Origin of the sequence: Flagellimonas zhangzhouensis, from assembly GCF_900102925.1 — a bacterium.
Taxonomy (GTDB): domain Bacteria; phylum Bacteroidota; class Bacteroidia; order Flavobacteriales; family Flavobacteriaceae; genus Flagellimonas; species Flagellimonas zhangzhouensis.
The window spans coordinates 998,087-1,022,451 of record NZ_FNKI01000002.1 but is presented as its reverse complement, the minus strand read 5'-3'; the positions used below and the strand labels follow the sequence as shown (position 1 = coordinate 1,022,451).

Here is a 24,365-nt window from a genome sequence, read left to right as displayed (position 1 = left end):
CTTAACAACAATTGATGGCAAAAAAAAGAACCAAATCAAAATCAAAAAGCACAACTACTGCTAAAAAGAAGATTTCACTGAAGCCTTCCAAGCAGAACAAAATCATTTTTGGTAGCCTTTTGATTGTTCTGAGCATTGCGCTTGTCTTCTCTTTTATGTCCTTCTATTTTACATGGCAGGACGATCAAAGTCTTTTATCAGAATTTGCCAATAGAAATGCCGAAGCCAGCAACCTTTTAAATAAGTTTGGGGCGAGTGTCAGCCATTTTTTCATGTACCAAGGATTCGGATTGGCCTCCTTTGTTTTCCCATTGCTCTTGGCCATAACTGGGCTCTATCTATTTTTAGGATTGGAATTAAAAGGATTGGTTGGCAAATGGATCTGGGGACTCATTGGTGTAATCTGGGGCTCCATTGCATTGGGTTTCTTTGCCTCCAGCTATCCCCTTTTGGGTGGTTTGATTGGCTTTGAAATGAATGATTTCCTTCAAGATTACACAGGGAAAATCGGTGTATTCTTGATTTTGCTGTTCGTCTTGATGGTGATTTTGGTGAGACTGTTCAATTTCACCCCTGAAGGATTCGCTAACTTCTTTAAAAGTCAAAAACAGAAAATAAAATCCGATTTTGACACGCCTTCAACAACTGTTGATGATACAATTAATGAAATTGAAGAAGAAGGTAGCATTGAACTCAGTATGGAGGACAGTGTTCCAGAAAAAATAGACACCTATACCCATAAAAAGGACATCCCACCTCTTCAAAATGAAGCAGGACTTGATGTAAACATTCCTGAAGAGGAGGAATCCGATATCGATTTAAAGGTCGAAGAATCTACTGTGGAGGAAGAAACTGATGCCAAAGCTGCTAAGTTAGTGGAAGATTTTGGCGAGTTCGATCCCAAATTGGAATTGGGCAATTACAAATTCCCAACCATCGACTTATTGGATGCGCATGGTGCCAGTGGCGGCATCACCATCAACCAGGAAGAGCTCGAGGAAAACAAGAACAGAATTGTCAGTACGCTTAAAAACTATAAAATAGGCATCGCCCAAATTAAGGCGACCATTGGGCCTACTGTTACTTTATATGAAATTGTTCCTGAAGCAGGGATTCGTATTTCCAAAATCAAAAACTTGGAAGACGACATAGCACTTTCCTTAGCGGCATTGGGAATTCGAATCATTGCACCAATCCCAGGAAAAGGAACCGTAGGTATTGAGGTACCAAACAAAAATGCCACTGTGGTTTCTATGCGTTCGGTAATCGCCTCCAACAAATTCCAAAAAGCCGAAATGGAGTTGCCTGTTGCCTTTGGTAAAACCATTAGCAACGAAACTTTTGTGGTAGATCTCGCCAAAATGCCGCACATGCTTATGGCAGGTGCCACAGGTCAAGGTAAATCAGTTGGATTAAATGCGGTAATTACCTCCTTACTCTACAAGAAACACCCAGCAGAGGTGAAATTTATTTTTGTAGACCCTAAAAAGGTGGAATTGACCCTTTACAATAAAATTGAACGTCACTTTTTGGCCAAACTTCCCGATTCTGATGAGGCCATTATCACCGACAATGCCAAGGTAATCAATACGTTGAACTCCCTTTGTATTGAAATGGACAACCGTTACGAATTGCTCAAAACGGCCATGGTTCGAAACATTAAGGAATATAATACCAAGTTCAAGGCTCGTAAATTAAATCCGAACGATGGACACAAATTCTTGCCCTACATTGTTTTGGTAATTGACGAGTTTGCCGATTTAATTATGACGGCGGGTAAGGAAGTAGAAACCCCTATTGCCAGATTGGCACAATTGGCTCGTGCCATCGGCATTCACTTGATCATTGCCACCCAGAGACCATCGGTGAATGTGATTACAGGGATCATAAAGGCGAACTTCCCTGCACGTATTGCCTTTAGGGTAACCTCAAAAATTGACTCAAGAACCATCTTGGATGCACAGGGTGCCGACCAATTAATTGGTCGCGGGGATATGCTCTACACCCAAGGCAACGATGTAACTCGTATTCAATGTGCCTTTGTGGATACACCCGAAGTTGCCAAAATAACCGATTATATTGGGTCGCAAAGAGCATACCCAGAAGCGCATCTACTGCCAGAGTATGTTGGTGAGGAATCTGGCACAAGTCTTGATAATGATATTTCGGACAGAGATGCCATGTTCCGTGATGCGGCAGAAGTTATTGTGATTGCGCAGCAAGGTTCAGCATCTTTAATACAAAGAAAATTAAAATTGGGCTACAATAGAGCTGGTAGAATTATAGATCAATTAGAAGCTGCTGGAATTGTAGGACCTTTTGAAGGCAGTAAGGCACGACAAGTTTTGGTGCCTGATATGTATGCTTTGGAACAACTTTTAGAAAATGAAACAAAATAAAATCATGATCAAAAAATATATTCTTTTTATAGCATTGTTTGCAGTAGGAATTACCTCCTACGGACAAAACTCAGATAAAGCCAAAGCTTTGTTGGACGAGGTTTACAACAAGGTAAAAAGCTACGATAACATTTATATCGATTTTAAATCGACCATTGAGAACACCGAGGCTGATTTAAAACAAGAAACCAATGGAAATGTAACCTTGAGTGGTGAAAAATACCTTTTGGATTACTTTGGCGCACAACAATTGTTCGATGGCAAAAAGGTGTATACCATTGTTCCAGAAAATGAAGAGGTGACCATCGAGGATGTCAACGAAGATGACGACAATGTGAGTCCTTCCAAAATGTTGACCTTTTATAAAACAGGACACAACTACGCTTGGGATATTTTACAAACGGTTGGAGGTAGAAAAATCCAGTATGTAAAATTGACCCCAATCGACTCCAACACCGAAATCAAGACAGTTTTGTTGGGTATCGATGCGCAGACCAAGCACATTTACAAGCTGATTCAAACGGGTAACAACGGTACCAAAACCACGATTACCGTTAATACTTTCAAAACCAATCAGCCACTTTCGAGTACTCTTTTTACCTTTAACGCGAAAAAATACGAAGACAAAGGGTATTACATCACAACAAACTAAGCATTGAAGATACTAGACCAGTATATTTTAAAGAGATTTCTCTACAATTTCTTTAGTTCCTTCTTCATCCTGATCGTCATATTCATTTTTCAGGGAATATGGCTTTTTATCGATGATTTGGCAGGAAAAGGTCTAGGTATTGTCATCATCGGAAAGTTTATCTTCTATTTTATTCCAACACTAATTGATAAGGTACTTCCACTAACAGTACTGCTATCCTCTATTTTGACTTTTGGAACCTTTGCAGAAAACTACGAGTTCGCTGCCATGAAAGCCTCTGGAATATCATTGCAAAGAGGTATGCGAAGCCTTATCGTTTTTGTGCTTTTTCTTGGCGTAGTGACTTTTTTCTTTGCCAATAACGTGATTCCAAAATCTGAACAAAAAATGTTTAACCTTAGACGAAACATTGCCAAGGTAAAGCCCGCAGCGGCCATTACCGAAGGTGTTTTTAGCGATTTTGAGGGAACGGCCCAAGGCATGAACATTAAAGTGGACAAAAAACACGGGGAACAAGATCGGTTTTTGGACAACGTAATCATCCACAAAAAGACCAATCAAAATGTCAATAATGTTGTGATCAAGGCCAAATCTGGAGAGTTGATCAGTAGTGAGGAATCTGATATTATCCAATTGGTACTGAAAGATGGAAATTACTACGAAGAAGTGGTTCCGAAAGATGCCAAGGATAAAAGAAAGCAACCCTTTGCCAAATCCGATTTTGAATCTTACACTATCAATATTGATATTTCGGAGTTGAACGACCAAGATTTGGAGGAAGACCAGAATATTACCACTAACAAGATGAAAAATGTGAGCCGATTGATCAAGGATATCGACTCGCTACGCATCAATAATTTGGAGAAGGTGGAAGCGTTTTCCAAAAACGTGGTCAACCGAATGGGAGCTTTTCCACCTGAAATTCTTGAAGATTCCACCCAACAAGAGGCAGAAAAAATCAAACCAAAAAAGAAGAAGGTAGTTAAAAATGATACCATAACCACTGTAGATGGACTTATAGCCAGCTTAGAGAATTTTGAGCAAATCCAAGTGATGAGAAAGGCTCTAAGTGATGTATCCAGTATCTTGAACACGGTTGAGTCCAAGAAAAATGAACTACAATCCCGCTATAAGTTTTACAACAGCCATATTCTATCCCTACATCAAAAATATGCCCTTGCCCTATCGTGTATTATTTTGTTCTTTGTTGGGGCACCGTTGGGCGCCATTATACGTAAAGGAGGATTAGGGTTACCCATGGTAATTGCCATTGTCTTATTTTTAACCTACTACTTTATTGGTGTTTTCGCTGGGAACTATGCCAAAGAAGGAAACATTCATCCAGCAATCGGAGCTTGGTTGCCCACATTGATCATGCTCCCGTTGGGTATATCGTTAACAAGGAGAGCAACTGCCGATAAAGGGTTACTTGGCTTTGGTCATATTATTGACCGCATTAAAGCTATTTTTAAAAAGAAAGATAAAGATTCAGAAGAATAATGGTCACCAAAGAAAAAGACATACAGCTAAACGCCATAGAAGAAGCCATTGCCGACATTAGAGAAGGTAAGGTTATTATTGTGGTAGATGATGAGAACAGGGAAAATGAAGGGGATTTTTTGGCTGCTGCTGAATTGATTACACCTGAGACCATCAATTTTATGGCCACCCATGGTCGTGGGTTGATTTGCGCTCCCTTGACTGAAGGGCGTTGCAAGGATTTGGGACTTCACAAAATGGTGACCCACAATACAGATCCTTTGGAAACCGCTTTTACAGTTTCGGTAGATTTAAGAGGTAAAGGGGTTACCACAGGTATTTCCGCTGGAGATAGAGCTAAAACTGTATTGGCTTTGACCGATAAAGAAACGAAAGCTCACGAATTGGCCCGTCCTGGACATATTTTTCCACTCATTGCGAAAGAAGGTGGTGTGTTACGCCGAACAGGGCATACCGAAGCTGCAATTGATTTTGCCCGTTTGGCAGGATTGGAACCAGCAGGTGTTATTGTGGAAATCATGAACGAGGATGGTTCTATGGCTCGTTTGCCACAATTGATGGAAGTAGCCAAAAAATTTGACATCAAAATTGTTTCCATTGAAGATTTGATTGCCTATCGCATGGAACACGATAGCTTGATTGAGTTGAAGGAAGCATTTACCATCAACACACGATTTGGTCAGTTTAGGCTTCGCGCCTACAAGCAAACCACGAACGATCAAGTTCATATTGCATTGCTAAAAGGAAATTGGAAAACAGGAGAACCAGTCCTTACCCGAATTAATTCTACTTTGGTGAACAATGATATTTTGGGAACTTTGACCAATAATCCTGATGAAACCCTGCATCGCATGTTCGATGCTTTGAATGCAGAGGAAAAAAGCGCCATTATTTTCATCAATCAAGGTAATCAGTCCATGAATCTATTGAACCGTTTATCCGAGTTTAAAAAGATTCAGGGGGATGGAGTAACCAAAGCACCGAAGGTTGAAATGGACAACAAAGATTTTGGCATTGGTGCGCAGATTCTTCACGACATCAATATTTCCAAAATTCGCTTACTGACAAATTCAGGTCAAACCAGGCGTGTTGGGATGGTCGGCTATGGTCTTGAGATAGTTGAATATGTGAATTATTAAATTCGCGCTCATGTTTCAAGTATAAAAGGGATTTCTTGACTTCTCTAGAAATGACCAACAAACATATTCATGAGAATTTGAGTAATTCGTGTCATTTTCGCAAATAGTTTCTTCACTTCCTGCCAGCCGCAGGCGGGTGTTCAGAATGACATTGTTCTTGGATTTATAGTTATTCTGAAAGAGCGGTGCAATTGAAGCATTTAAAGCACTGATGTAATCGCCTCTACCATTTTTTGAGCTCTTTCAGCCACCTCGGTTTCCGACCAGCCTAATTTAATAAGGCAGGAAATGTTTCTGGACATCCATTTATCCGATTCAGAGAAATCAGCTTTGCTATAATCAGGTAAGGATTCTTGCACATCTTTAGGAAGTTTGCCCAAGGATTTCATTTCCGTTAAATGCTCCCATTTTTTGTAATAGTGCCAATTGTTGTTGTACCAATAAAAGCAACCATCTACACCATTATCACTTAAAGCTTGATGTGTTTTTTGAGCCAAATCTTCCGTTGGCATAAAGAAACTTAAAAAGGAATAATTCTCTTCTCCCCCTTCTGGAACTGACCTAAATTCCAATTGAGGAATTACAGACAGTGCTTCGCGAATAATCGTGTAATTCCGTTTTTGAATGGCAAGAAATTCGTCCAAACGAGCCAATTGCGCTACTCCTACGGCCGCATTCATTTCAGAAATTCTAAAATTATACCCCAAAAATGGATGAGCCTCTGCTCCCCTATTATTTCCAATATGATCGTGCCCATGATCAGAATACATATGGGCATTTTCATAATAACTCTTATTGTTTGTGATTACCGCACCTCCTTCACCACAGGTAATGGTTTTTACATAATCAAAAGAAAAACACCCCAAATCCCCTACACTACCTAAAGGTTTTCCATTATAACTGCCGCCTATGGCCTGACAGGCATCTTCCAACAACAACAACCCATGTGCATCACAAATGGCTTTTAAAACACCCAAATTGGCCATGGAACCACACATATGCACAGGCATTACCACTTTGGTTTTAGGTGTTATCGCTTTTTCAACTGCATCAGGATTTAAAGTCAAAGTGCTATCAATATCCACTAAAATGGGAACTGCACCAATAGCTAAAATAGACTCAAAACTGGCCACAAAGGTAAAAGTGGGCATAATCACCTCATCTCCTGCCCCAACACCCGCACTGGCCAATGCAACTGTTAATGCTGCTGTACCACTACTTACCAAATGGGCATATTTGGATTGCATTCTTTCAGAAAGACCATTCTCCAGCTCTTTGGTTTTCCAATGTCCGTTGCGCATGCCATCAAATCCGTAGCGCATCAATACGCCAGAATCCATTACATCCTGTACTTCTTTTCTTTCCTTGTCTCCAAAAAGCTCAAATCCTGGCATACTAACTTAATTTAAAAGAACCATAGCTTAATTGCCATCAATACTACGGCTATTACTAAAAATGTTTTTATGAATCCATCTCCTTTTTTTACGGAGAATCTGCTGGCAAACCATGCTCCAGAGCCATTTCCAATAGCCAAAACAAGCCCAAGTTTCCAGTCAACTTTATCATTAAATGCAAAAACCGCCAGGGCGGCAAGCATGTAAATAAAAACCACCACCACTTTAGTGGCGTTGGATTTTACCAAATTCATCTGATTGTAATAATGCAGAAAAAGCATCATGACAAACCCTAAACCTGCATTGATAAAGCCCCCGTAAATTCCGAAAAAGAAAAATACAATCAAAGCTACCCAAAGGTATTTTCCCGTAAGTTGCTCCTGCATTTCTTGCACCCGCATTTTTGGTTTGAAAATAATGATGAGCACCACAGCCAGCATTACAATGGCCAAAATGCGATTAAAGGTCTCCCCATCAATATCCACAGCAATATAAGCACCGATAATAGCCCCAAAAAAGGCTGAAATTCCGAGATAGATATTGAATGGATAGGTAGAAATGCCTTTGCTCTTAAAACCTGCTGTTGCCATTGCGGTCTGAATAACTATGGCCACACGATTGGTGCCGTTTGCCACTGCTGGGGGCAATCCCAAAAAGATAAGGGTAGGCAGCGAAAGTAGCGAGCCACCTCCTGCCACGGTGTTAATGAATCCAACTGCAAAACCTACAGCCACCAAGAGCAAATAGTGGTACCATTCCAACATAGTACAAAGGTATGACCATTGTTTTGAACAAGCTCATTGAAATTTACAAAGTTTGGATTCGGTTTGTTATAAAGTTGTTGTGAATTTATTTTTATAATAAAGCACAAAGGGCTTTTGGGATACGAAAAAGCTTTATATATTTGCACCCGCAAACGGAGAAATGGCAGAGTGGTCGAATGCGGCAGTCTTGAAAACTGTTGAGGGTCACACCTCCGGGGGTTCGAATCCCTCTTTCTCCGCAACCAAGCGCAAAGCTTGAAAATAAAAAACCGCAGAGTTGTCTCTAGCGGTTTTTTTATTTTAATGATTTAGGCATTTGCAAAATGCCGCAAGAGGGAGGTTGGAACAAAATCCCTCTTTCTCCGCTTATTGACGTGAAAAGCCCCTATTTTAGGGGCTTTTGTTTTTTGGGTGCCAATCTAGTTCACAGAACTTCCAATTTTATACTGATTCCGATTAACGAATCATTTGTTTGAACTACTTGTAGGATTATATCTCATGACATTTTATGTAATCCTTTTACATTGTTTAATTGATTTAATCGAATCGTTTTTTGCTGTTTCAACATTCAAACTTCTCTGGAACTACTTTATTTATCTTTTCAGTTACGGGAATTATATCCTTTTAATTTTAATTTTCTCCCAATACCTTGTATGGAGATTTCATTCAATTAAAAAGATACTTGGAACAGAGATAAATACAAATAAGTTATTGGGTTTTAAACGGCTGAAATCCAATTTAAATGCGTTCCTTTACATCACATTAAAATTATGGACGAAAATTATACCTGTCCTTAAATAAAAAAGACTGCCCAACATATCACCACATTACTTAAAGGGCCACTTCTTAATTATTTTTCGCTTGTACCAATATTCGAATTTCGTGGGCCTTTGCACCTATTAGCGAAATTATAGTTGTTATCCTCTTAAAGTGCTTATCCTATACTGCACTCTTTTTTGCTATCAGCTTCATCATGATTTGTACATCACTTATAAAATATACCATATGCTTAAAATTAAAATCGTACCTGGGGAGAATATTGATCGGGCACTGAAGAGATATCGCAATAAAGTTCGCAGCACCAAACAGTTGACTCAAATTAGAAACAATAAGGAGTTCACAAAAAAGTCCACAGCGAAGCGGGAACAGATGGCAAAGGCCGTTTACCTAAATGAATATAAGCTAAAGATGGAAGAATAGATTTATGGAGAAGGATCTAAACTTGGCTGTCTTGATCGATGGAGACAACATTCCTTCAAAGTATGTGAAGGAAATGCTGGAGGAAATTGCAAAATATGGGAATCCAAGCATCAAAAGGATTTATGGAGATTGGACAAAGCCAAGTCTTGTAAAATGGAAGGATGTACTGCTTAAAAATGCCATAACACCAATCCAACAATACGGATACACCACAGGTAAGAATTCCACCGACAGTGCAATGATCATCGACGCAATGGACATTCTTTACTCTGGTAAGGTCAACGGATTTTCGTTGGTCTCTAGCGATAGTGACTTTACCCGATTGGCCATTCGTTTAAGAGAGGCTGGGATGACCGTATTTGGTATAGGTGAACGAAAGACCCCCGACCCCTTTATTGTATCTTGTGATAAGTTCATATATCTTGAAATTCTACACAAAACCAGTACGGAAGAATCTCAATCAACGAAAAAGGATAAAATTAGTGCGGTTGACAAAATTACCCCAAAGGTCATCCAATTGATTCTTTCCACCATTGCAGATTTGGAGGACGAAGATGGCTGGGCTTTCTTAGGAGAGGTTGGGGCATTACTTCAAAAAAAACAGCCCAATTTCGATGCCAGGAATTTTGGGTTTCGAAAGCTTACCCCGCTTGTTAAATCAATGAGCCAAATTGAAATCGAATCTAGAAAAAACCCCAAAGGCAATGGAAACCTGATTTACATTAGGTCTACGGCTTAAAAATAAGTTTATGCGATCACTTACCATATCCAAACAAATTACAAATAGGGAAAATCCAGCACTTTCAAAATATCTGAACGATATAAGCCGAATCCCTATGATCACAGTTGATGAAGAGGTAGAATTGGCTATTCGGATTAGAAATGGTGATGCGGAGGCGTTGGAAAAACTGATCGTTTCCAACTTAAGATTTGTAGTATCCGTTGCAAAACAATATCAGTCGAGGGGGCTAAACTTACATGATTTGATCAATGAAGGTAATCTCGGACTGGTCAAGGCGGCATCCAAATTTGATGAGACCAGAGGTTTCAAGTTTATCTCTTATGCGGTTTGGTGGATTCGCCAAGGGATTATCCAAGCAGTTTCCGAGAAATCAAGAATAGTTCGATTGCCTTTGAACAAAATAAATGTAATCAATAAAATTAATGGTGTAACGGCAAAGTTTGAGCAATCTCATCAAAGACCTCCTACTGCAGATGAAATGTCGGAACTGATTGATTTTTCAATTTCTGAAATTCAACTTTGCTTGGAACATACTTCTTGGTCAATTTCTATGGATAAGTCCTTACGACCAGAAGAGGAAGGGTTTAGTTTACATGATCTTATTGAATCTGAAAACATTGATAGTCCTGAACATGATTTGATAAATAGATCCTTACAAATTGAAATTGAAGGTGTTATGGATCTACTTTCCAATAGAGAGGCTTATGTAATTAAAATGCTTTATGGAATAGGCGGAGGAGACCCGTTGGGAATGGAACAAATTGCAAATGATTTGGATATTACCACAGAGAGGGTTAGACAGCTAAAAACAAAAGCATTGACTAAATTACGTGATTCTTCAAAAGCAAATTTTCTTAGGGAATTTATAAATTGAGCATCCAATCAAGTTAGATTACGTTTTCCCATCGTTTATTTGAACTTTATTTTATTCGTAATCTTTTATCATCCGTTATCAAATCCTCAACATTTCAAGTACAAAGTCCCATAATCCATATAGAGCTTTTTTGGAAGTTGGGAGTGGTTTTTCCTGATTCGGATCTTCCAGCCAAAATCCACAAACATTACAGATTACTTCATTTTTATAAGTTGCTCGGCCTCCAAATCCATCCCATGTTGCAACTTCGTCTTCGATTCCTATTCCACCACTAGTATTTGTCCATTCCACTTTATCTTTTCGGATTTTGTCCGAATAGCATCTCGGGCACCTTTCTCGATCATCATTTAGTTTGGATTTTGGATTCTCTGAAATTAATCGGTCAATTTTTGACTCGTTCAAGTTCCTTTCAACCAAATACTCCTTGATTTCCATTTGAGTAACTTTCATGTAGGTCAGAAGCTTGAATTTTGCGAAATAGGCCAATTCATAATCGTCTAATCCAACTAGAAAGTCTTTTACTCTACTCATTTCTTATTACAGGAGTTGCATGATGTAATTCTTGACTCCATTATTTAACCTTACTGGCAATCCAATCGTTTATTTGAACTTTGAAAGATTAATTACAAATGCCATTTTGCATATCTTCAATAGTAGGATTAAGTATGTTACCATTAACAAACCACTCTCCAGAAAACCCACCAATACTAAACAAATCACCAAGAGCGCAAAAGTCACTGAGACTATTATTGTAGTTTATTAATACTCTATCTTGAACACTTCTTACCCCTTCCATGCCAGAAAGGTTTTCCAAAACATTATTTCTATAAATAATTATTCGATTAACATCTGCAATGTTTTCCAAACCTTCTAATGATGAGAGATTATAATTATCACTAATATCAATATTACTAACAACATTATTCAAACCCGCTAAAGCAGCAATATTATCCAAACTGTAGTTATTTATTAATTCAATATCATTTACTGATGCCAAATTTTCCAAACCATTTAAGGAAGTGATTTGGTTATTGCCCTCAATGTGAAGTTGGTTGTCAATAGTTGTCAATCCCTGAAGTCCAACAAGGTTTTTCAATTCGCTATTACCTGATAAATAAATCTGACCAGCTGACTCGAGACTCTCCAAACCTGTTAAATATGAAAGATTATAGCAATTTGTTATTTCTATACTTGCAGATGTTATATCTCCAGAAATGCCCGTGAAATCTGTAAATCCACCTATTGATGCTAATGCCAACCTATTTTGAATAGCATTTAGATTAATACCTTCAAGGCTTTCGAGGTTTTCAACAGACACGATTATCAATTCATCAACGTATTCCAAATTATCGATTTCAGCTATAGAAATTAATTTATTATTACCAAGCAATTCCATAGTTTTTCCAACAGTTCCCAGATTTTCAAGCCCTTCCAAGGAGATTAGCTCTGGATTCGACAGATAAAAATTTTCGCCTACAGTTGTAAGTTGATTTAAGCCATTTAATGATTTCAACTTAAGATTACTTCTAATGTTTACATCTTTGGTAACATTGGTAATACCTCGCAATCCGTTGATATTAGTCAATTCGTTATTAGATTCGAGGATGAGGTAATCAACCTCAGGGATATTATGTAGAGGCTCAAGATTCGTCAACTTGGAACAAGATTGAACTCTAAGTAGTGCTGGGTATTCAACATTTTCCATATCGTAATATCCCGTGATTTCTTTTAGACTACTTAAGGCTTCAATTGAGGCTAGCTCTGGATTTAAAGTTAACCAAAGTTGTCCAACATATTCTACATTATCCAACCCATCCAAAAGTTCTAATTTGGTATTTGCCTCAATACTAAGCGCTCCTGTTATTTCACTTATAGTTTCCAATGAACTCAAATCAACTATATAAGGTTCTACTGGATTCCAAAATCCAGATATAATTAAATTTCCATTGATCTTTGTATAGCCATTGGCGCCAAATGCATCAACTTCATCTTGGTTATTTAGTGATACATTTCCTTCAAAAATATTTTCATCTTTATATGTTAAATAGGTTGAAGCGGTTGTCCATTGTCCATTACTCTCAGAACAAAGTCCTCGAACATAAACATCATATTCAGAATTTGGCTCTAGGCTTTGGAGTTCAATTGAAGTTGTGGTCGCTTGCAATCTTGTCCCTTGACCAAGGGCAAAACCCTTTGCTCCATATTCAATATCGAATGTAGAAAAATCACCATCTGTGGTCCAACTTAGGTTTATGTAATCACTTCCTATTCCCTGCAGTGCTAAAGAAATAGTTCCATCACAGGTTGCATTCGAAGGTGTTTCTGGTATTGGAGACTCAGGGTCTTCGCCACTTGAACATGAGCTAATAAAAATTGATACAAATAATAGAAGATGTTTGGTGAGTTTAGTTTTTGAAATGTGCATGTAAGGTTTATTGGTTGATAGATAGGTTTGGATATATTAATATGTTAGTTTGCATTTAAATGTAGGAAAATTCCATTTATAAAAAATTGGCTTTTCGGTGAAAGGAGGGAATAGTGGTCAATCGGTATTGAGAAGTAGAACTTCATCTTAGGTGTAAAAAAGGGTTAATAAGGTAAACTATTTAAGTGTACCGAAAAAGTAAACTCTTTAGAATCAGTGAACTTGTTTAAGAGTGAAAGTTCAATAAAACGGTGGGTTAATTCTTTCATTTACTGAAATTTAATTGAATTGTTAAATTGGTTTGAAACGGTTAACACAAACATGAAAATCGTTTAAAAAAGAATTATCGTTCATCCTGATACTTCAAAAACCATATCTTTAAAAAAACTAACCTCCAATGCTCCAATTCTTTCGAAAAATCCGTCAAAATTTACTCTCAGAAGGAAAAACTGGTAAGTACCTTACATATGCCATTGGTGAAATAGTACTTGTGGTAATAGGTATCTTGATTGCCCTTCAAATCAACAATTGGAATGACAACATCAAAAAAAGTAAACTAGAACAAGAAACTTTGTACAATCTAAAAGGGGATTTTGAATTGAACAAGGCGGAACTGGAAGGAGTAATTAAAGCCATGGAATCAAACATTGATAAAAGTGTTGAGATTCTAAACTTCACAGGAAACAAGGATTCGGATAATTTTCTTTTGGATAGTTTACTAATTGCCACGGTAAGTGGACCTGTATTCGATGCCCAAAATGGATTTTTAAACGATTTAATCAGTTCTGGAAACCTAGGGATTTTAAAAAATGTGGAGTTAAGAAGTAAGCTATCATCATGGGAACCAAACCTTGAAAAATTAGCACGTAAGGAAGGTTACATGGAAGAAGCTGAATCGGATGTGATCCAATTTGTTATCAAAAATGGAAGTTGGCTCAACGTGGATAATTTCAATTTATCAAAGTCTAAAACAAACTTGAAAATTCCAAAATCTGGTTTTGTAGTCTCCAATAATACAATGTTATCATCTTTGGAGTTTGAAAACTTGGTAGAGAACAGTGTGGTGTACTACAATATTACCTTGACCAGTCAAAAAGAAATTTTAAAATTGATCAACGAGATTTTGGATTTGATTCAGTTAGAAATGCAAAGTCAAAATTAGGTGATTCAGAATTATCATAATTTCTATAATAAACCCAAGAGTTATTGTTTACCTTTTACCCACATAAAATAACTAAACAAACAATTCACAATGCATTTAAAAATTCACCAACCTAAAATCGCATTAAAAAATATAAGGTTACTGCCTATTATTATCTTTTGCCTTTCGCTTTTAATAGGATGCAAATCTGAAGTAAAGGAGGAACCTCAACAGCGGCCAAACATTGTATTTATCATGTCTGATGATCACGCATATCAGGCCATTTCCGCTTACGATAACAGCTTGATCGAGACACCCAATATTGATAGAATTGCCAAAATGGGTATGTTGTTCACCAATGCAAGTGTAACCAATTCCATCTGTGCACCTTCAAGGGCGACCATTTTAACTGGTAAACACTCCCATATCAATGGTAAAATAGATAATGTCTCTCCTTTCGACACGACCAATGTTACCTTTCCACAGCTATTGCAAAAGGCGGGCTATCAAACTGCTATGTTCGGGAAGCTTCATTTTGGCAACAACCCTAAAGGGTTCGACCAATTCAAAATTCTTCCAGGACAAGGATCTTACTACAATCCCGATTTTATTACCAAAAATGAAGGAGAAATCAATGTCAAAGGATACGTGACCGATATTGTTACCGACATGACCTTGGATTGGCTCGATAACGAACGTGAAAAGGAAAAGCCTTTTATGTTAATGTACCTCCATAAAGCCCCACACCGTTCTTGGTTGATGGCTGAGCGTCACATGGCCGAGTTCACTACTAAAACTATTCCCGAACCTACGACCCTATTCGACACCCACGAAGGTATGCCCGCTGCTAAAGTTGCTGAAATGAAAATTGATGGCGACATGGGCTGGGCCGCAGATAGCAAGTTGGCTCCTGAAGTTATGGACCAAATGGGCTTAAAGGAACAAATCGGTTTCGATAAACGCAGATATGAATTTACCGTGGGCAGAATGGATTCCGTACAAAAAGCCAATTTCGATACCTATTATGGACCAATAGCCGAAAAATTCATGGAGGAATATCCGAACATGACCGAGGAAGATATCGCCAAATGGCGCTACCAAAGGTACATGCAGGATTATTTGGGCACCATTAAATCGGTGGATGAAAATGTTGGGCGTGTTTTGGATTATTTGGAGGCCAATGATATGATGGAAAACACCATTATCGTATATACTTCCGATCAAGGATTTTATTTGGGAGAACATGGTTGGTTTGATAAACGTTTCGTGTATGATGAAAGTTTGAAGACACCCCTATTGGTTTCATGGCCAAATCGAGTTAAAGCTGGAAGCGTTTCTGATGAATTGGTGCAAAACTTGGATTTTGCCCAAACATTTTTGGATGTAGCAGGAGCTTCACAACCCGAGGATATGCAAGGCGAAAGTTTGGTTCCAGTATTAACGGGTGATATGGCAAATTGGGATCGAGAAGCAGTTTACTACCATTACTACGAACATCCATCAGAACATAACGTGAACAGGCATTATGCCGCCATAACCAAAGACTACAAGCTTATCCATTACTATTTTGATTTGGATTATTGGGAGTTGATCGACAGAAAAAAGGATCCGTTGGAACAGCATAACTATTACGATGACCCTGCTTACGCTGATATTAAAAAAGAATTGCACCAAAAACTGGACGAGTTACGTAAACAATATGGAGATTCAGAAGCGTTGAGCCAAAAATACATTGATGATTTTATGCCACTTGCCAAAGAAGGTAAGGTATACGGTGTTGAAGATGATATTTTGGAACCTATCGTGGAAAAATGGGAAAACTCTAAAAACAAAGAATAAGAATCATCTGAACAAAAAAATTAAGCCCCTTTAATAGGGGCTTTTTCATTTATACAACAAAATGACTTTGCGTAGTGTGATTATAATCCCGTTAATTTTATACCTTTTCCCTCTTAACTCAATCAAACCCTAAACAAATGCGCACAAAAGCGTTAACTGGCATTGCCCTTATTGTATTACTTATTGTTGTTTCCTGTCAAAAAAAATCAGAAAAACCAGTTGAAACCCCTCTAGTCATTGAACTGGATTCTTCTTACCTCAATGAACAGCTAAAGCAATCAGAAAGCATAGGATCAATGCAATTGGCCAAAGGACTTCAAATACAATTATGGGCACCCGATACGCTGGCACCCGATCCCATTGCAATGGATATTGATCCTAAAGGTCGCATCTTTTTTACCCGCACCAACCGACAAAAAAATTCAGAATTTGATATTCGAGGATATCGGCATTGGATGACCGCATCCAATAGTTTTGAGACCGTGGCAGACCGAAAAGCCTTTTTGCATGAGACATTCGCTCCTGAAAAAAGCGCGGAGAATGCCTGGCTGGAAGATTTAAATGGTGATGGCATACACGATTGGCGCGATCTCGCCGTAGAAGAGGAAGAAGTATGGCGTTTGGAAGATGCAGATCAGGATGGTATCGCTGAAAAGGCAACTCGAGTAGTACATGATTTTCATTCTGAGGAATCGGACGTTACCAATGCAATTTTAGTAGATGGTGATGAGCTATTTGTAGGTGTTGCCCCTGATATGTGGCGTATGCAAGACACCAATGGAGATGAAGTTTTTGATTCCAAAACATCTTTGGCCACTGGCTTTGGCATTCACATTGGTTTTAGTGGTCACGGAATGTCTGGAGCCATTATGGGACCAGATGGAAAACTGTACTGGGGCATTGGAGATATTGGTGCCAATGTTACCGATAAAGAAGGCAATCGATACGAATATCCAAATCAAGGCGTAATTGTTCGGAGCAACCCAGATGGAAGCAGTTTCGAAATCTTTGCGCATGGACTTCGAAACACCCACGAATTTGTTTTTGATAAGTACGGAAATATCATTTCTTCTGACAACGATGGAGATCATCAAGGAGAAAGTGAGCGTTTAGTTCATATTGTAGAAGGTTCTGATGCGGGATGGCGCTCTAATTGGCAATATGGAAAATATACCGACCCAAAAAACAACAGCTACAAGGTTTGGATGGATGAAAAACTGTTCAAACCAAGATGGGAAGGACAAGCGGCATACATCATCCCTCCTATTATGAACTACCACAATGGCCCAACAGGGATGCAATTTAACCCTGGAACGGCATTGGGCTCTTCGTGGGTGGATAAATTCTTTTTGGTGGAATTTGTAGGTGACCCTGTCCTATCCCACATTTGGTCGTTCGATCTAAAACCCAAAGGAGCCTCTTTTGAACTCAATTCAGAAGTGGATATGGTTAGTGGTATTTTGCCTACGGCCATCAAATTTGGACCTGATGGAGCACTTTATGTGGCTGACTGGATCAATGGTTGGGGAACTAAGAATTCTGGTCGGGTATGGAAATTGGATGTGACCGAAGATGAAAACGATTTGGCAGAACAACGGTTGGAAACCCAAAAATGGATGACCACCAATTTTGAAGATTTGGGAAATGGTGAACTGGTCGAATTATTGAGCTATCCAGATATGCGTATCCGCCAAAAAGCACAATTTCAATTGGCAAAAAGCAGCTTTTGGGGCTATAGAAAATTTAAAGAGGTCGCCAAAGAAAGTAATGATCAATTGGCACGAATCCATGCCATTTGGGGTATTGGACAACAAGCTGCAGTAGATCTAGACAAAGCTGATATACTGGTTGACCTTTTGGAAGATTCAGATGAGGAAATTATCGCTCAATGTCTAAAAGTTTTAGGCGATTTAAAATATACTGAAGCCAGTGACAAAATGATTTCATTATTGAAATCCGAAAATCCTAGGATTCAATTTTATGCCGCCCAAGCCTTAGGACGCATAAAAACGGAGAGTGCAGTACACCCTCTTTTGGATATGATTGCTGAAAACGCGGATGAAGATGTGTATTTGCGTCACGCAGGAGTTTTAGCGCTATCTAGAATCGGCAAAGACCAACCTTTGGTTGATTTAGCAAGTAGCGATAATCGTTCCCTTAAAATTGCCGCAGTTTTGGCCCTTCGAAGAATGAAATTACCAGAAGTGGCCATTTATTTAAAAGATGCCGATGAATATATTATAACCGAAGCCGCCCGCGCCATTAACGATGACAGAGGTATTAAAGAAGCCCTGCCAGAATTGGCCGCTTTATTGGAAAATCCAAAATTCAGTTCCGAACCGCTAATGCGCCGTGTGATTAACTCAGCTCTACGTGTGGGTGGCGAAAAACAATTGGATGACTTGATCAATTATGCTCAAAATGAATCAACACCATCTGTTTTAAGGGGCGAAACCTTGGCCGCACTGAGCACATGGACCTCACCGTCGGTGATGGACCGTGTTGACGGTTATCATTTAGGAGAAGTAACGAGACCTCTGGAACCCATCCAAAATAAAATGGGAAGCAGTATCGCATCTTTCTTGGAAGACAATGACCCTGAAGTTTTACAAGGTGCTTTAAAATTATTGGCATCACTTCAAGTTTCTGGTTACGACAACAAATTGGTGCAGTTGATGCGTTCCCATAATTCACCTGAAGTACGATCTGAAGCATTAAAAGCATTGGGTAGCACAGGTTATGATCAACTTGCCCAAGTAATGCGATTGGGGATGGGAGACCAAAATGCACAGGTAAGACGAACCGCTGTGGGCTTAATGGGTGAATTATCCCTTTCCAAGGAAGAATTGCCCAATGTGGTCAATCCAATATTCAGCAAAGGAGGAATTGGTGAGCAACAAGCCGTGCTTGAAGTTTTGGCCAAAATGCCAGCGGATAAAAGTGAGGCAGTATTGTCCAGTTTATTACAACAAGCTAATCGAGGTGGGATCAATGATGAGGTTATGCTAGATTTAATTGAAGCGTCCTCCAATACTGGTTCCTCAAAAATCAATAATCAATTGGCATCTCTTAAAAGTAAAGGGTATGGCTCTGGTGCTTATACCGAAACTTTGCATGGAGGAAGCTGGTGGGCAGGAAAAACGGTTTTTGAGAGCAATCCAACAGCACAATGTGTGCGTTGCCACTCCTTGAACGGATCTGGTGGCAAAGTAGGCCCAGCTTTGGACAACATTGCCAATATTCTTACTCGAGAGCAGATTTTGGAAGCCTTAATTGAGCCATCCAAACGAATCTCCCCTGGATACGGAAGTGTGACCCTAACCTTGACCAATGGCCAAGAAGTAACAGGTTTGTTAGAGGCTGAAAATGAAGAAGGTCTTATTTTACGTACTTCAGCAGCAGAACCTTTGGAAGTGGCATATACCCGAATTCAATCCAGACGAAATGCGCCTTCGGGCATGCCTGCCATGGGTAAAATGATTAGTAAGCGTGAACTCCGCGATTTGATCGAGTATTTAGGTAGTCTAAAAGAGAAATAAAGACCTTCAGATAAATTTTCAAAGCCCCCAATATTGGGGGCTTTTTTTATTAAAACTCTTAATAGAACATTCACTTGATATAAAAAAGAAATGGGATTTAATACGGTAGATTGCTGAAATTTTAGGAAATTTAATACTGATTCCCCCGATAGAAGTAACCCATATATTTTCTATCATGAATTATTTTTTCTTTGCGTCCACCTTTTTAATGACCGCATCACTCTTTGCGCAATACCAGGATACCTATGCACCTATCAACCGAGTTACCAAGGGCACCAAGTATTTAAACCTCTCCTTTTCTCTAGATCAACGAAATGCGGAAAACGAAGATCAATTGTTACGACAAATTGAAGACCAGGACAAACTGGATTATAATATCACACTTTCGAGTGGCTTTGCTATCAATGACAATTTTACCTTAGGTTTGGGGGGTAGTTATGGCCGAGAGCGTGAAGACATTACCTACATCAATAGCGAAGGTGCCGAAGTAACCAGTAAAAGAGTGGGACAGGAATTTTCCTTTATTCCCAATATTCGAAAATATATCCCGCTGGGCACGGGATCCTTTCAAATTTTTGTGCAGACCGATTTACGTTTCACCTATGGTGAATCTCTACAAAGAGACTTTTTGGTTGATGAGATTGAGAAAATTGAAACTGATTTTTATCAGTTGAGATTTGGCGTAACACCTGGGGCCATCATCTTTTTTAATAAGAATTTTGCCTTTGAAACATCTGTTGGATTGGTCGGGCTTTCCTCCAAATGGAGTACAGAAACTGTGAATGGTGATGTGGACAATCAAACCAAGGTTACAGAAAACAACATCAATCTAGACATTAACCTTTTATCCCTCCAGCTTGGGGTGGCTTATTATTTTTAATCTCAACTAATGAATCAATCCCAAAATAAAACAAGATGAAAAGTATACTGTACAACTTAAGCTTTCTATTTTGCTTAATACTTTTTTTGGGATGTATTGAGGATGATAAATTTGGACTTTCCGATTTAAAGGAAATCAAAACATTCGAGATTCCTGGGCAGGCCTCAGGTACTACCATTAATTCGGAAGAACGCAGTATTTCCATATCATTTAACATAGGGGAAGATGTTTCTGCCAAGGTCCCATCTGTAATTGAAATCTCCAATATGGCCACTATATCCCCTACCGTAGAAGAAGCACAGGGTTTTAGTGAACCTGTTCTTTACACGGTAATGGCAGAAGATGGATCAGAAGCTGTTTGGACTGTAATAGCTGAAGTAGCAGAAGCCCAGCCTCAAATCGAAAACAGCAATTTTAATGATTGGTACGATGCAGGTGGATATCAACAGCCTGGTATTTCGGCAGATGAAACTGTTTGGGATACACCCAACAAAGGTCTTACCATTATTAGCGACCCAAATACAACCCCTGAAGACCTTGGCAATGGAGATTTTGCAGCTAAATTGGTGAGCACCAAAGCTCCATTTTTGGTTCGAATGGCAGCTGGAGCATTTTATACGGGATCATTTACAGATGGTGCACTAAACCCTGTTGACCCAGCAGCCAATGTAAACCTTGGCATCGTGTTCACTGCACGTCCGCAAGCCTTTAAAGTGGATTACACTTATGCTCCTGGAGATGAATACTTGGATGCCGATGGCAACCCACTCCCAGGCAGTGACGAAATGGACATTTACCTCCTTTTAGATAAAAGGGAAGGCAATCAAATTACTCGAATTGGAACAGGATGGTACCGAAGTGGTGATACCGTTGCAGATTGGACCACTTTAGAGGTTAATATTAAATATGGAGCGTTATCAGCTTCCGACCCTGAATTTGAGTATGCCAATATTAAGGAAGGAGAAATTTGGGGCAATGCAGATGATACTCCAACCCATATAACGGTAGTGTTCACCTCCAGTGCTTTGGGTGACTTTTTTACAGGAGCAATAGGTAGCGAACTTCGAATCAACAACTTTGAACTAATTTATTGATTTCATAAAGATCATCAAGTTTCAATTAAAGGATGGCATGTATCCTATTTTAATCAATTACTGTGGTATACAAGTGATAAGTTGCATATATGATTCCTTGTGAAATGAGATTAGTAAGTGTAATTATGATCAGAATTTTTAAAATGCTCACAAACGATTTTGTTTGATAAAATTGAAGGATGGCCACAACATACCAGATACTAATCAGTATTCCAATTATAATCCCCATAGCACCCAATAAAGAAGGCATCAACATAAACAAGATAAATGCCACTATATAATAGAGCATGGTTTGACCGCTCAAATGGGCTGTCAACGTCAGGTTTTCTACATAATTGGTTTTATGACCAAGAAAAAACAACCAAATGAGAAGACCATGAATGGGCCACATCAGCAATATAAATACATTGAAATATTTAAAAGCAAATTGTAATAGTTCCGAATTATCCGCATCAATTGTGGAATAATCCAAAGCCGTGGCTTCAAACTGAAGAATAAAATATAATGCCACCGCTACGGTCAGCATCAAATAATTAAATGGATTAAAATAGCGTTTGCGTCTACCTGAAATATATTCTCGAGCCACCTTTCCTGGCCTATAGGCCAAATGCTTAATCAAATGAAGAACTCCTTGGTCTGTATTGGTTATTGACACCCATAAGTCCGATAGGAGTTGTTTAAAATTTAACCGACCTAAATCCAATTTTTGACCACAATACGGACAATATGAATGTGGTTCCTTTATAATTGTATTGCAATTTTTACATTTAATCTTACAATCGATTAGAACGTCTTTGGACGAGGTGTCTAGCTATCTATCTAAGATAAGAAAAGTCTTCGCTCGCAACTTTTTGACATGAGAATAATTGGAGACAATTATTATCTGAAATCACATGTTTTATTTTCATTTATTTAAATTAGTTACAGTAAAAACACCATTAACCTTACAACTCCCGTTGTTTAAATTTTAAAAAAACTTCTGATCTCGATGAAGAATCCAAAGATAGTTGATGCCGTGATAATTGGTTTTCTCTGTGGAATTATTATTTGGAGCATTGTGAGTAAAACTTGGGGTTTTCTTACATTGATTCCCCTTTTTTTAATCTATAAATTGATTAATAAACCTAAGGAAAAGAAGTAGTCAAAATTCAGATAAGTATGAAAACAGCAACCAAAAAACACTTCATTATCCTATGCTTTTGCATATTCTTTATGGCAAGTGTTGCAGCGCAAGAGTCTGTTAAGATCACTTATACTGTTGAACAAAGAGTCAACTTTGACAGTATTAAAAGTGCCGAAGTGGGAGGTGCTTTTATGTTGGTCAATGAAGTTATCTCAGGTTTTGAGTTTGAACTGTTGATAAATGAAAACGGAAAATCGATTTTTAGAAAAACCGAACCTATGATCGAAGACTATTCTCAGATTGAATTATACAGATTAGCCTTGGGTTTTAGTGCAGGTGATGAAATTTGGTATACCGAAAAAGAAAACCCTGAAAAATCGATTTATAAGAATGATTTCGAAAATGGTCCACTTCTACTTGCATTAAAAGAGAATGTAACATGGGTTATTAGTGATGAAACCAAACGTATAGGCGAATACAAAGCCAAAAAGGCCAGTACCACTCGAAAAATAGGAAGTTTTGTTGAACAAATCGAAGTGTGGTTTACATCTGAACTCTCCTACTCCATAGGTCCTTTGGGGTATAATGGTCTTCCTGGGCTTATCCTTGAATTGAAACGGGACAAGGTGTTTTACAAATTCAAAAAGCTCGAGAAAATACCTATCTCTATCGAACCTCCAAAAGCATCAAAGCAAATGTCTTTTGATGAATATTACCTAATGCTTGAGAGTCGTGTGGCTGAAATAAAAAAAAGAGGTTATTAAAATGATTTTCTCATCTCAAATCTCTCCAATTGAGATAATGTCAGACATAATTAGTTAATCATAGCTTTTTTTCTGAATCAACTCATACAATCCTTCTTCAAATGATTTATAGGTTTAATCGTACCTGTTATTGCACAAAATAACAAGAAACTCTTTGGTTTCGGGTAAATACAAGGTCATGGTTTTTATCTTCGCTCGCCTCTTGATACTCCATTTTACTTTCGTTATAGGTGTATCCCTTGGCAACATTTTCATATTCTTCTGGATTTTTGTTGACCGTAAAAACGGTAGAAGATTGCATTCCAGCAGGAATAAAAATAAGGTCTTCCAAATATTCTGAATATAATTGCCCATTGACTTTTTCGATAACAACAGCCAAAACAATGTATCCCGTATTGTCATAGTCATGGTCGATAAAAGTGCTTTTGGATTACAAGGCAATTAAAAGAGCCTAGATAATTAAGTACCGAAGACTGATCTATGATAGGTTTTAATTATCTTGATGAAAGTAAAAACATAATAATCATGGAGGAAAACAAAGAATTAAAAATGCGATGCTGGATAGATATTGATGGCAAAAAATTCTTTGGTCCAGGAAGGGTACAGCTTTTACAAATGATCAATGAACACGGTTCACTATCCAAAGCGGCCAAAGAAATGAAGATGAGCTACCGCAAAGCGTGGGCCATGGTCGATGATTTAAATGCAAGAGGAAAAACGCCCTTTGTAACCCTCCATAAAGGTGGTGTTTCGGGTGGTGGTGCCGAACTGACTCCTGAAGCGCAACAACTTCTACAAGCTTATTCCGAATTGACAAAAGATCTAGAACAAGCCATTGCATCAAACCATGAGAAAATTTTAGGGCTGATATAATTCAATATGAATTACACCAACCC

The 24,365-nt window shown here is 38.5% G+C and carries 20 protein-coding genes and 1 tRNA gene; 15 read left to right on the top strand and 6 right to left on the bottom strand.

Annotated features, from left to right (window positions below; genetic code table 11):
* Positions 1-14 precede the first annotated feature (14 nt).
* The 4 genes from BLQ18_RS11520 to ribB are packed head-to-tail and all read left to right on the top strand — an operon-like array spanning position 15 to position 5,690.
* A complete protein-coding gene (locus BLQ18_RS11520) occupies positions 15-2,399 on the top strand; it encodes a DNA translocase FtsK (protein ID WP_090295862.1) in 2,385 nt (794 codons plus the stop codon).
* 4 nt (positions 2,400-2,403) lie between these two features.
* On the top strand, positions 2,404-3,051 hold the full coding sequence (lolA1, locus tag BLQ18_RS11515; RefSeq protein ID WP_090297573.1) for an outer membrane lipoprotein periplasmic chaperone LolA1: 648 nt from the start codon (positions 2,404-2,406) through the stop codon (positions 3,049-3,051).
* Positions 3,052-3,054: 3 nt separating this feature from the next.
* Positions 3,055-4,551, top strand: coding sequence for an LptF/LptG family permease (locus tag BLQ18_RS11510; protein WP_090295858.1), 1,497 nt, complete (start codon positions 3,055-3,057; stop codon positions 4,549-4,551).
* Complete coding sequence (gene ribB / locus BLQ18_RS11505; RefSeq protein ID WP_090295855.1) at positions 4,551-5,690, top strand: 3,4-dihydroxy-2-butanone-4-phosphate synthase; 1,140 nt, start codon at positions 4,551-4,553, stop codon at positions 5,688-5,690. Before BLQ18_RS11510 ends, ribB begins: the two co-directional genes overlap by 1 nt.
* 200 nt (positions 5,691-5,890) lie before the next feature.
* Here the strand turns inward: ribB and BLQ18_RS11500 are convergent, their stop codons facing one another.
* Positions 5,891-7,084: a DegT/DnrJ/EryC1/StrS family aminotransferase gene (locus BLQ18_RS11500; protein ID WP_090295850.1), complete on the bottom strand. Its 1,194-nt coding sequence runs from the start codon at positions 7,082-7,084 to the stop codon at positions 5,891-5,893.
* An 11-nt stretch (positions 7,085-7,095) separates the two neighbouring features.
* A complete protein-coding gene (locus BLQ18_RS11495) occupies positions 7,096-7,848 on the bottom strand; it encodes a sulfite exporter TauE/SafE family protein (RefSeq protein ID WP_090295846.1) in 753 nt (250 codons plus the stop codon).
* 154 nt (positions 7,849-8,002) lie between these two features.
* Between BLQ18_RS11495 and BLQ18_RS11490 the strand changes: the two genes are divergently transcribed.
* From BLQ18_RS11490 to BLQ18_RS11470, 4 genes are all read left to right on the top strand, one after another.
* Positions 8,003-8,087 (top strand) — tRNA-Ser (locus BLQ18_RS11490).
* Between the two features lie 766 nt (positions 8,088-8,853).
* Entirely contained in the window at positions 8,854-9,048 is a 195-nt protein-coding gene (locus tag BLQ18_RS11480) for a small ribosomal subunit protein bS21 (protein WP_090295840.1), read from the top strand.
* A gap of 4 nt (positions 9,049-9,052) precedes the next feature.
* Complete coding sequence (locus BLQ18_RS11475; protein ID WP_090295836.1) at positions 9,053-9,787, top strand: NYN domain-containing protein; 735 nt, start codon at positions 9,053-9,055, stop codon at positions 9,785-9,787.
* 10 nt (positions 9,788-9,797) lie between these two features.
* Complete coding sequence (locus BLQ18_RS11470; protein ID WP_090295833.1) at positions 9,798-10,664, top strand: sigma-70 family RNA polymerase sigma factor; 867 nt, start codon at positions 9,798-9,800, stop codon at positions 10,662-10,664.
* Positions 10,665-10,742: 78 nt separating this feature from the next.
* Here BLQ18_RS11470 and BLQ18_RS11465 read toward each other — a convergent pair whose 3' ends face one another.
* Together BLQ18_RS11465 and BLQ18_RS11460 are read right to left on the bottom strand one after the other, a co-directional pair.
* The gene (locus tag BLQ18_RS11465; protein ID WP_090295830.1) at positions 10,743-11,195 is read right to left on the bottom strand and encodes a hypothetical protein; all 453 of its coding nucleotides are present in this window, start codon (positions 11,193-11,195) and stop codon (positions 10,743-10,745) included.
* A gap of 88 nt (positions 11,196-11,283) precedes the next feature.
* Positions 11,284-13,089 carry a fibronectin type III domain-containing protein gene (locus BLQ18_RS11460; protein WP_090295826.1) on the bottom strand — a complete coding sequence of 602 codons (1,806 nt, stop codon included), beginning with the start codon at positions 13,087-13,089 and terminating at the stop codon, positions 11,284-11,286.
* A gap of 397 nt (positions 13,090-13,486) precedes the next feature.
* On the opposite strand from BLQ18_RS11460, the gene BLQ18_RS11455 reads away from it, so the two are divergent.
* The 5 genes from BLQ18_RS11455 to BLQ18_RS11435 all read left to right on the top strand — a co-directional run bounded on the left by BLQ18_RS11455 (position 13,487) and on the right by BLQ18_RS11435 (position 21,582).
* Entirely contained in the window at positions 13,487-14,251 is a 765-nt protein-coding gene (locus BLQ18_RS11455) for a DUF6090 family protein (RefSeq protein ID WP_090295822.1), read from the top strand.
* A gap of 90 nt (positions 14,252-14,341) precedes the next feature.
* Entirely contained in the window at positions 14,342-16,069 is a 1,728-nt protein-coding gene (locus BLQ18_RS11450) for a sulfatase family protein (RefSeq protein ID WP_090295819.1), read from the top strand.
* Between the two features lie 137 nt (positions 16,070-16,206).
* Complete coding sequence (locus BLQ18_RS11445) at positions 16,207-19,608, top strand: PVC-type heme-binding CxxCH protein (RefSeq protein ID WP_090295816.1); 3,402 nt, start codon at positions 16,207-16,209, stop codon at positions 19,606-19,608.
* A gap of 175 nt (positions 19,609-19,783) precedes the next feature.
* Entirely contained in the window at positions 19,784-20,488 is a 705-nt protein-coding gene (locus BLQ18_RS11440; protein WP_090295811.1) for a hypothetical protein, read from the top strand.
* 35 nt (positions 20,489-20,523) lie between these two features.
* Positions 20,524-21,582 (top strand): PCMD domain-containing protein, encoded by a 1,059-nt coding sequence (locus BLQ18_RS11435; protein WP_090295806.1) that lies wholly within the window; start codon positions 20,524-20,526, stop codon positions 21,580-21,582.
* 49 nt (positions 21,583-21,631) lie between these two features.
* Here BLQ18_RS11435 and BLQ18_RS11430 read toward each other — a convergent pair whose 3' ends face one another.
* A complete protein-coding gene (locus tag BLQ18_RS11430; RefSeq protein ID WP_175443753.1) occupies positions 21,632-22,237 on the bottom strand; it encodes a DUF3667 domain-containing protein in 606 nt (201 codons plus the stop codon).
* A 503-nt stretch (positions 22,238-22,740) separates the two neighbouring features.
* On the opposite strand from BLQ18_RS11430, the gene BLQ18_RS11425 reads away from it, so the two are divergent.
* Complete coding sequence (locus BLQ18_RS11425; protein WP_090295798.1) at positions 22,741-23,469, top strand: GLPGLI family protein; 729 nt, start codon at positions 22,741-22,743, stop codon at positions 23,467-23,469.
* 127 nt (positions 23,470-23,596) lie between these two features.
* On the opposite strand, the gene BLQ18_RS11420 is transcribed toward BLQ18_RS11425, so the two are convergent.
* Positions 23,597-23,884, bottom strand: coding sequence for a serine hydrolase (locus tag BLQ18_RS11420; protein WP_139150388.1), 288 nt, complete (start codon positions 23,882-23,884; stop codon positions 23,597-23,599).
* Between the two features lie 110 nt (positions 23,885-23,994).
* On the opposite strand from BLQ18_RS11420, the gene BLQ18_RS11415 reads away from it, so the two are divergent.
* Positions 23,995-24,342 (top strand): winged helix-turn-helix domain-containing protein, encoded by a 348-nt coding sequence (locus BLQ18_RS11415; RefSeq protein WP_090297569.1) that lies wholly within the window; start codon positions 23,995-23,997, stop codon positions 24,340-24,342.
* Positions 24,343-24,365: the final 23 nt, after the last annotated feature.

What these genes read in the sequence shown, in the direction of transcription:
- BLQ18_RS11520 (WP_090295862.1), top strand. Translation starts at nt 15, where the DNA reads ATGGCAAAAAAAAGAACCAAATCAAAATCAAAAAGCACAACTACTGCT.
- lolA1 (WP_090297573.1), top strand. Translation starts at nt 2,404, where the DNA reads ATGATCAAAAAATATATTCTTTTTATAGCATTGTTTGCAGTAGGAATT.
- ribB (WP_090295855.1), top strand. Translation starts at nt 4,551, where the DNA reads ATGGTCACCAAAGAAAAAGACATACAGCTAAACGCCATAGAAGAAGCC.
- BLQ18_RS11500 (WP_090295850.1), bottom strand. Translation starts at nt 7,084, where the DNA reads ATGCCAGGATTTGAGCTTTTTGGAGACAAGGAAAGAAAAGAAGTACAG.
- BLQ18_RS11495 (WP_090295846.1), bottom strand. Translation starts at nt 7,848, where the DNA reads ATGTTGGAATGGTACCACTATTTGCTCTTGGTGGCTGTAGGTTTTGCA.
- BLQ18_RS11480 (WP_090295840.1), top strand. Translation starts at nt 8,854, where the DNA reads ATGCTTAAAATTAAAATCGTACCTGGGGAGAATATTGATCGGGCACTG.
- BLQ18_RS11475 (WP_090295836.1), top strand. Translation starts at nt 9,053, where the DNA reads ATGGAGAAGGATCTAAACTTGGCTGTCTTGATCGATGGAGACAACATT.
- BLQ18_RS11470 (WP_090295833.1), top strand. Translation starts at nt 9,798, where the DNA reads ATGCGATCACTTACCATATCCAAACAAATTACAAATAGGGAAAATCCA.
- BLQ18_RS11465 (WP_090295830.1), bottom strand. Translation starts at nt 11,195, where the DNA reads ATGAGTAGAGTAAAAGACTTTCTAGTTGGATTAGACGATTATGAATTG.
- BLQ18_RS11460 (WP_090295826.1), bottom strand. Translation starts at nt 13,089, where the DNA reads ATGCACATTTCAAAAACTAAACTCACCAAACATCTTCTATTATTTGTA.
- BLQ18_RS11455 (WP_090295822.1), top strand. Translation starts at nt 13,487, where the DNA reads ATGCTCCAATTCTTTCGAAAAATCCGTCAAAATTTACTCTCAGAAGGA.
- BLQ18_RS11450 (WP_090295819.1), top strand. Translation starts at nt 14,342, where the DNA reads ATGCATTTAAAAATTCACCAACCTAAAATCGCATTAAAAAATATAAGG.
- BLQ18_RS11445 (WP_090295816.1), top strand. Translation starts at nt 16,207, where the DNA reads ATGCGCACAAAAGCGTTAACTGGCATTGCCCTTATTGTATTACTTATT.
- BLQ18_RS11440 (WP_090295811.1), top strand. Translation starts at nt 19,784, where the DNA reads ATGAATTATTTTTTCTTTGCGTCCACCTTTTTAATGACCGCATCACTC.
- BLQ18_RS11435 (WP_090295806.1), top strand. Translation starts at nt 20,524, where the DNA reads ATGAAAAGTATACTGTACAACTTAAGCTTTCTATTTTGCTTAATACTT.
- BLQ18_RS11425 (WP_090295798.1), top strand. Translation starts at nt 22,741, where the DNA reads ATGAAAACAGCAACCAAAAAACACTTCATTATCCTATGCTTTTGCATA.
- BLQ18_RS11415 (WP_090297569.1), top strand. Translation starts at nt 23,995, where the DNA reads ATGGAGGAAAACAAAGAATTAAAAATGCGATGCTGGATAGATATTGAT.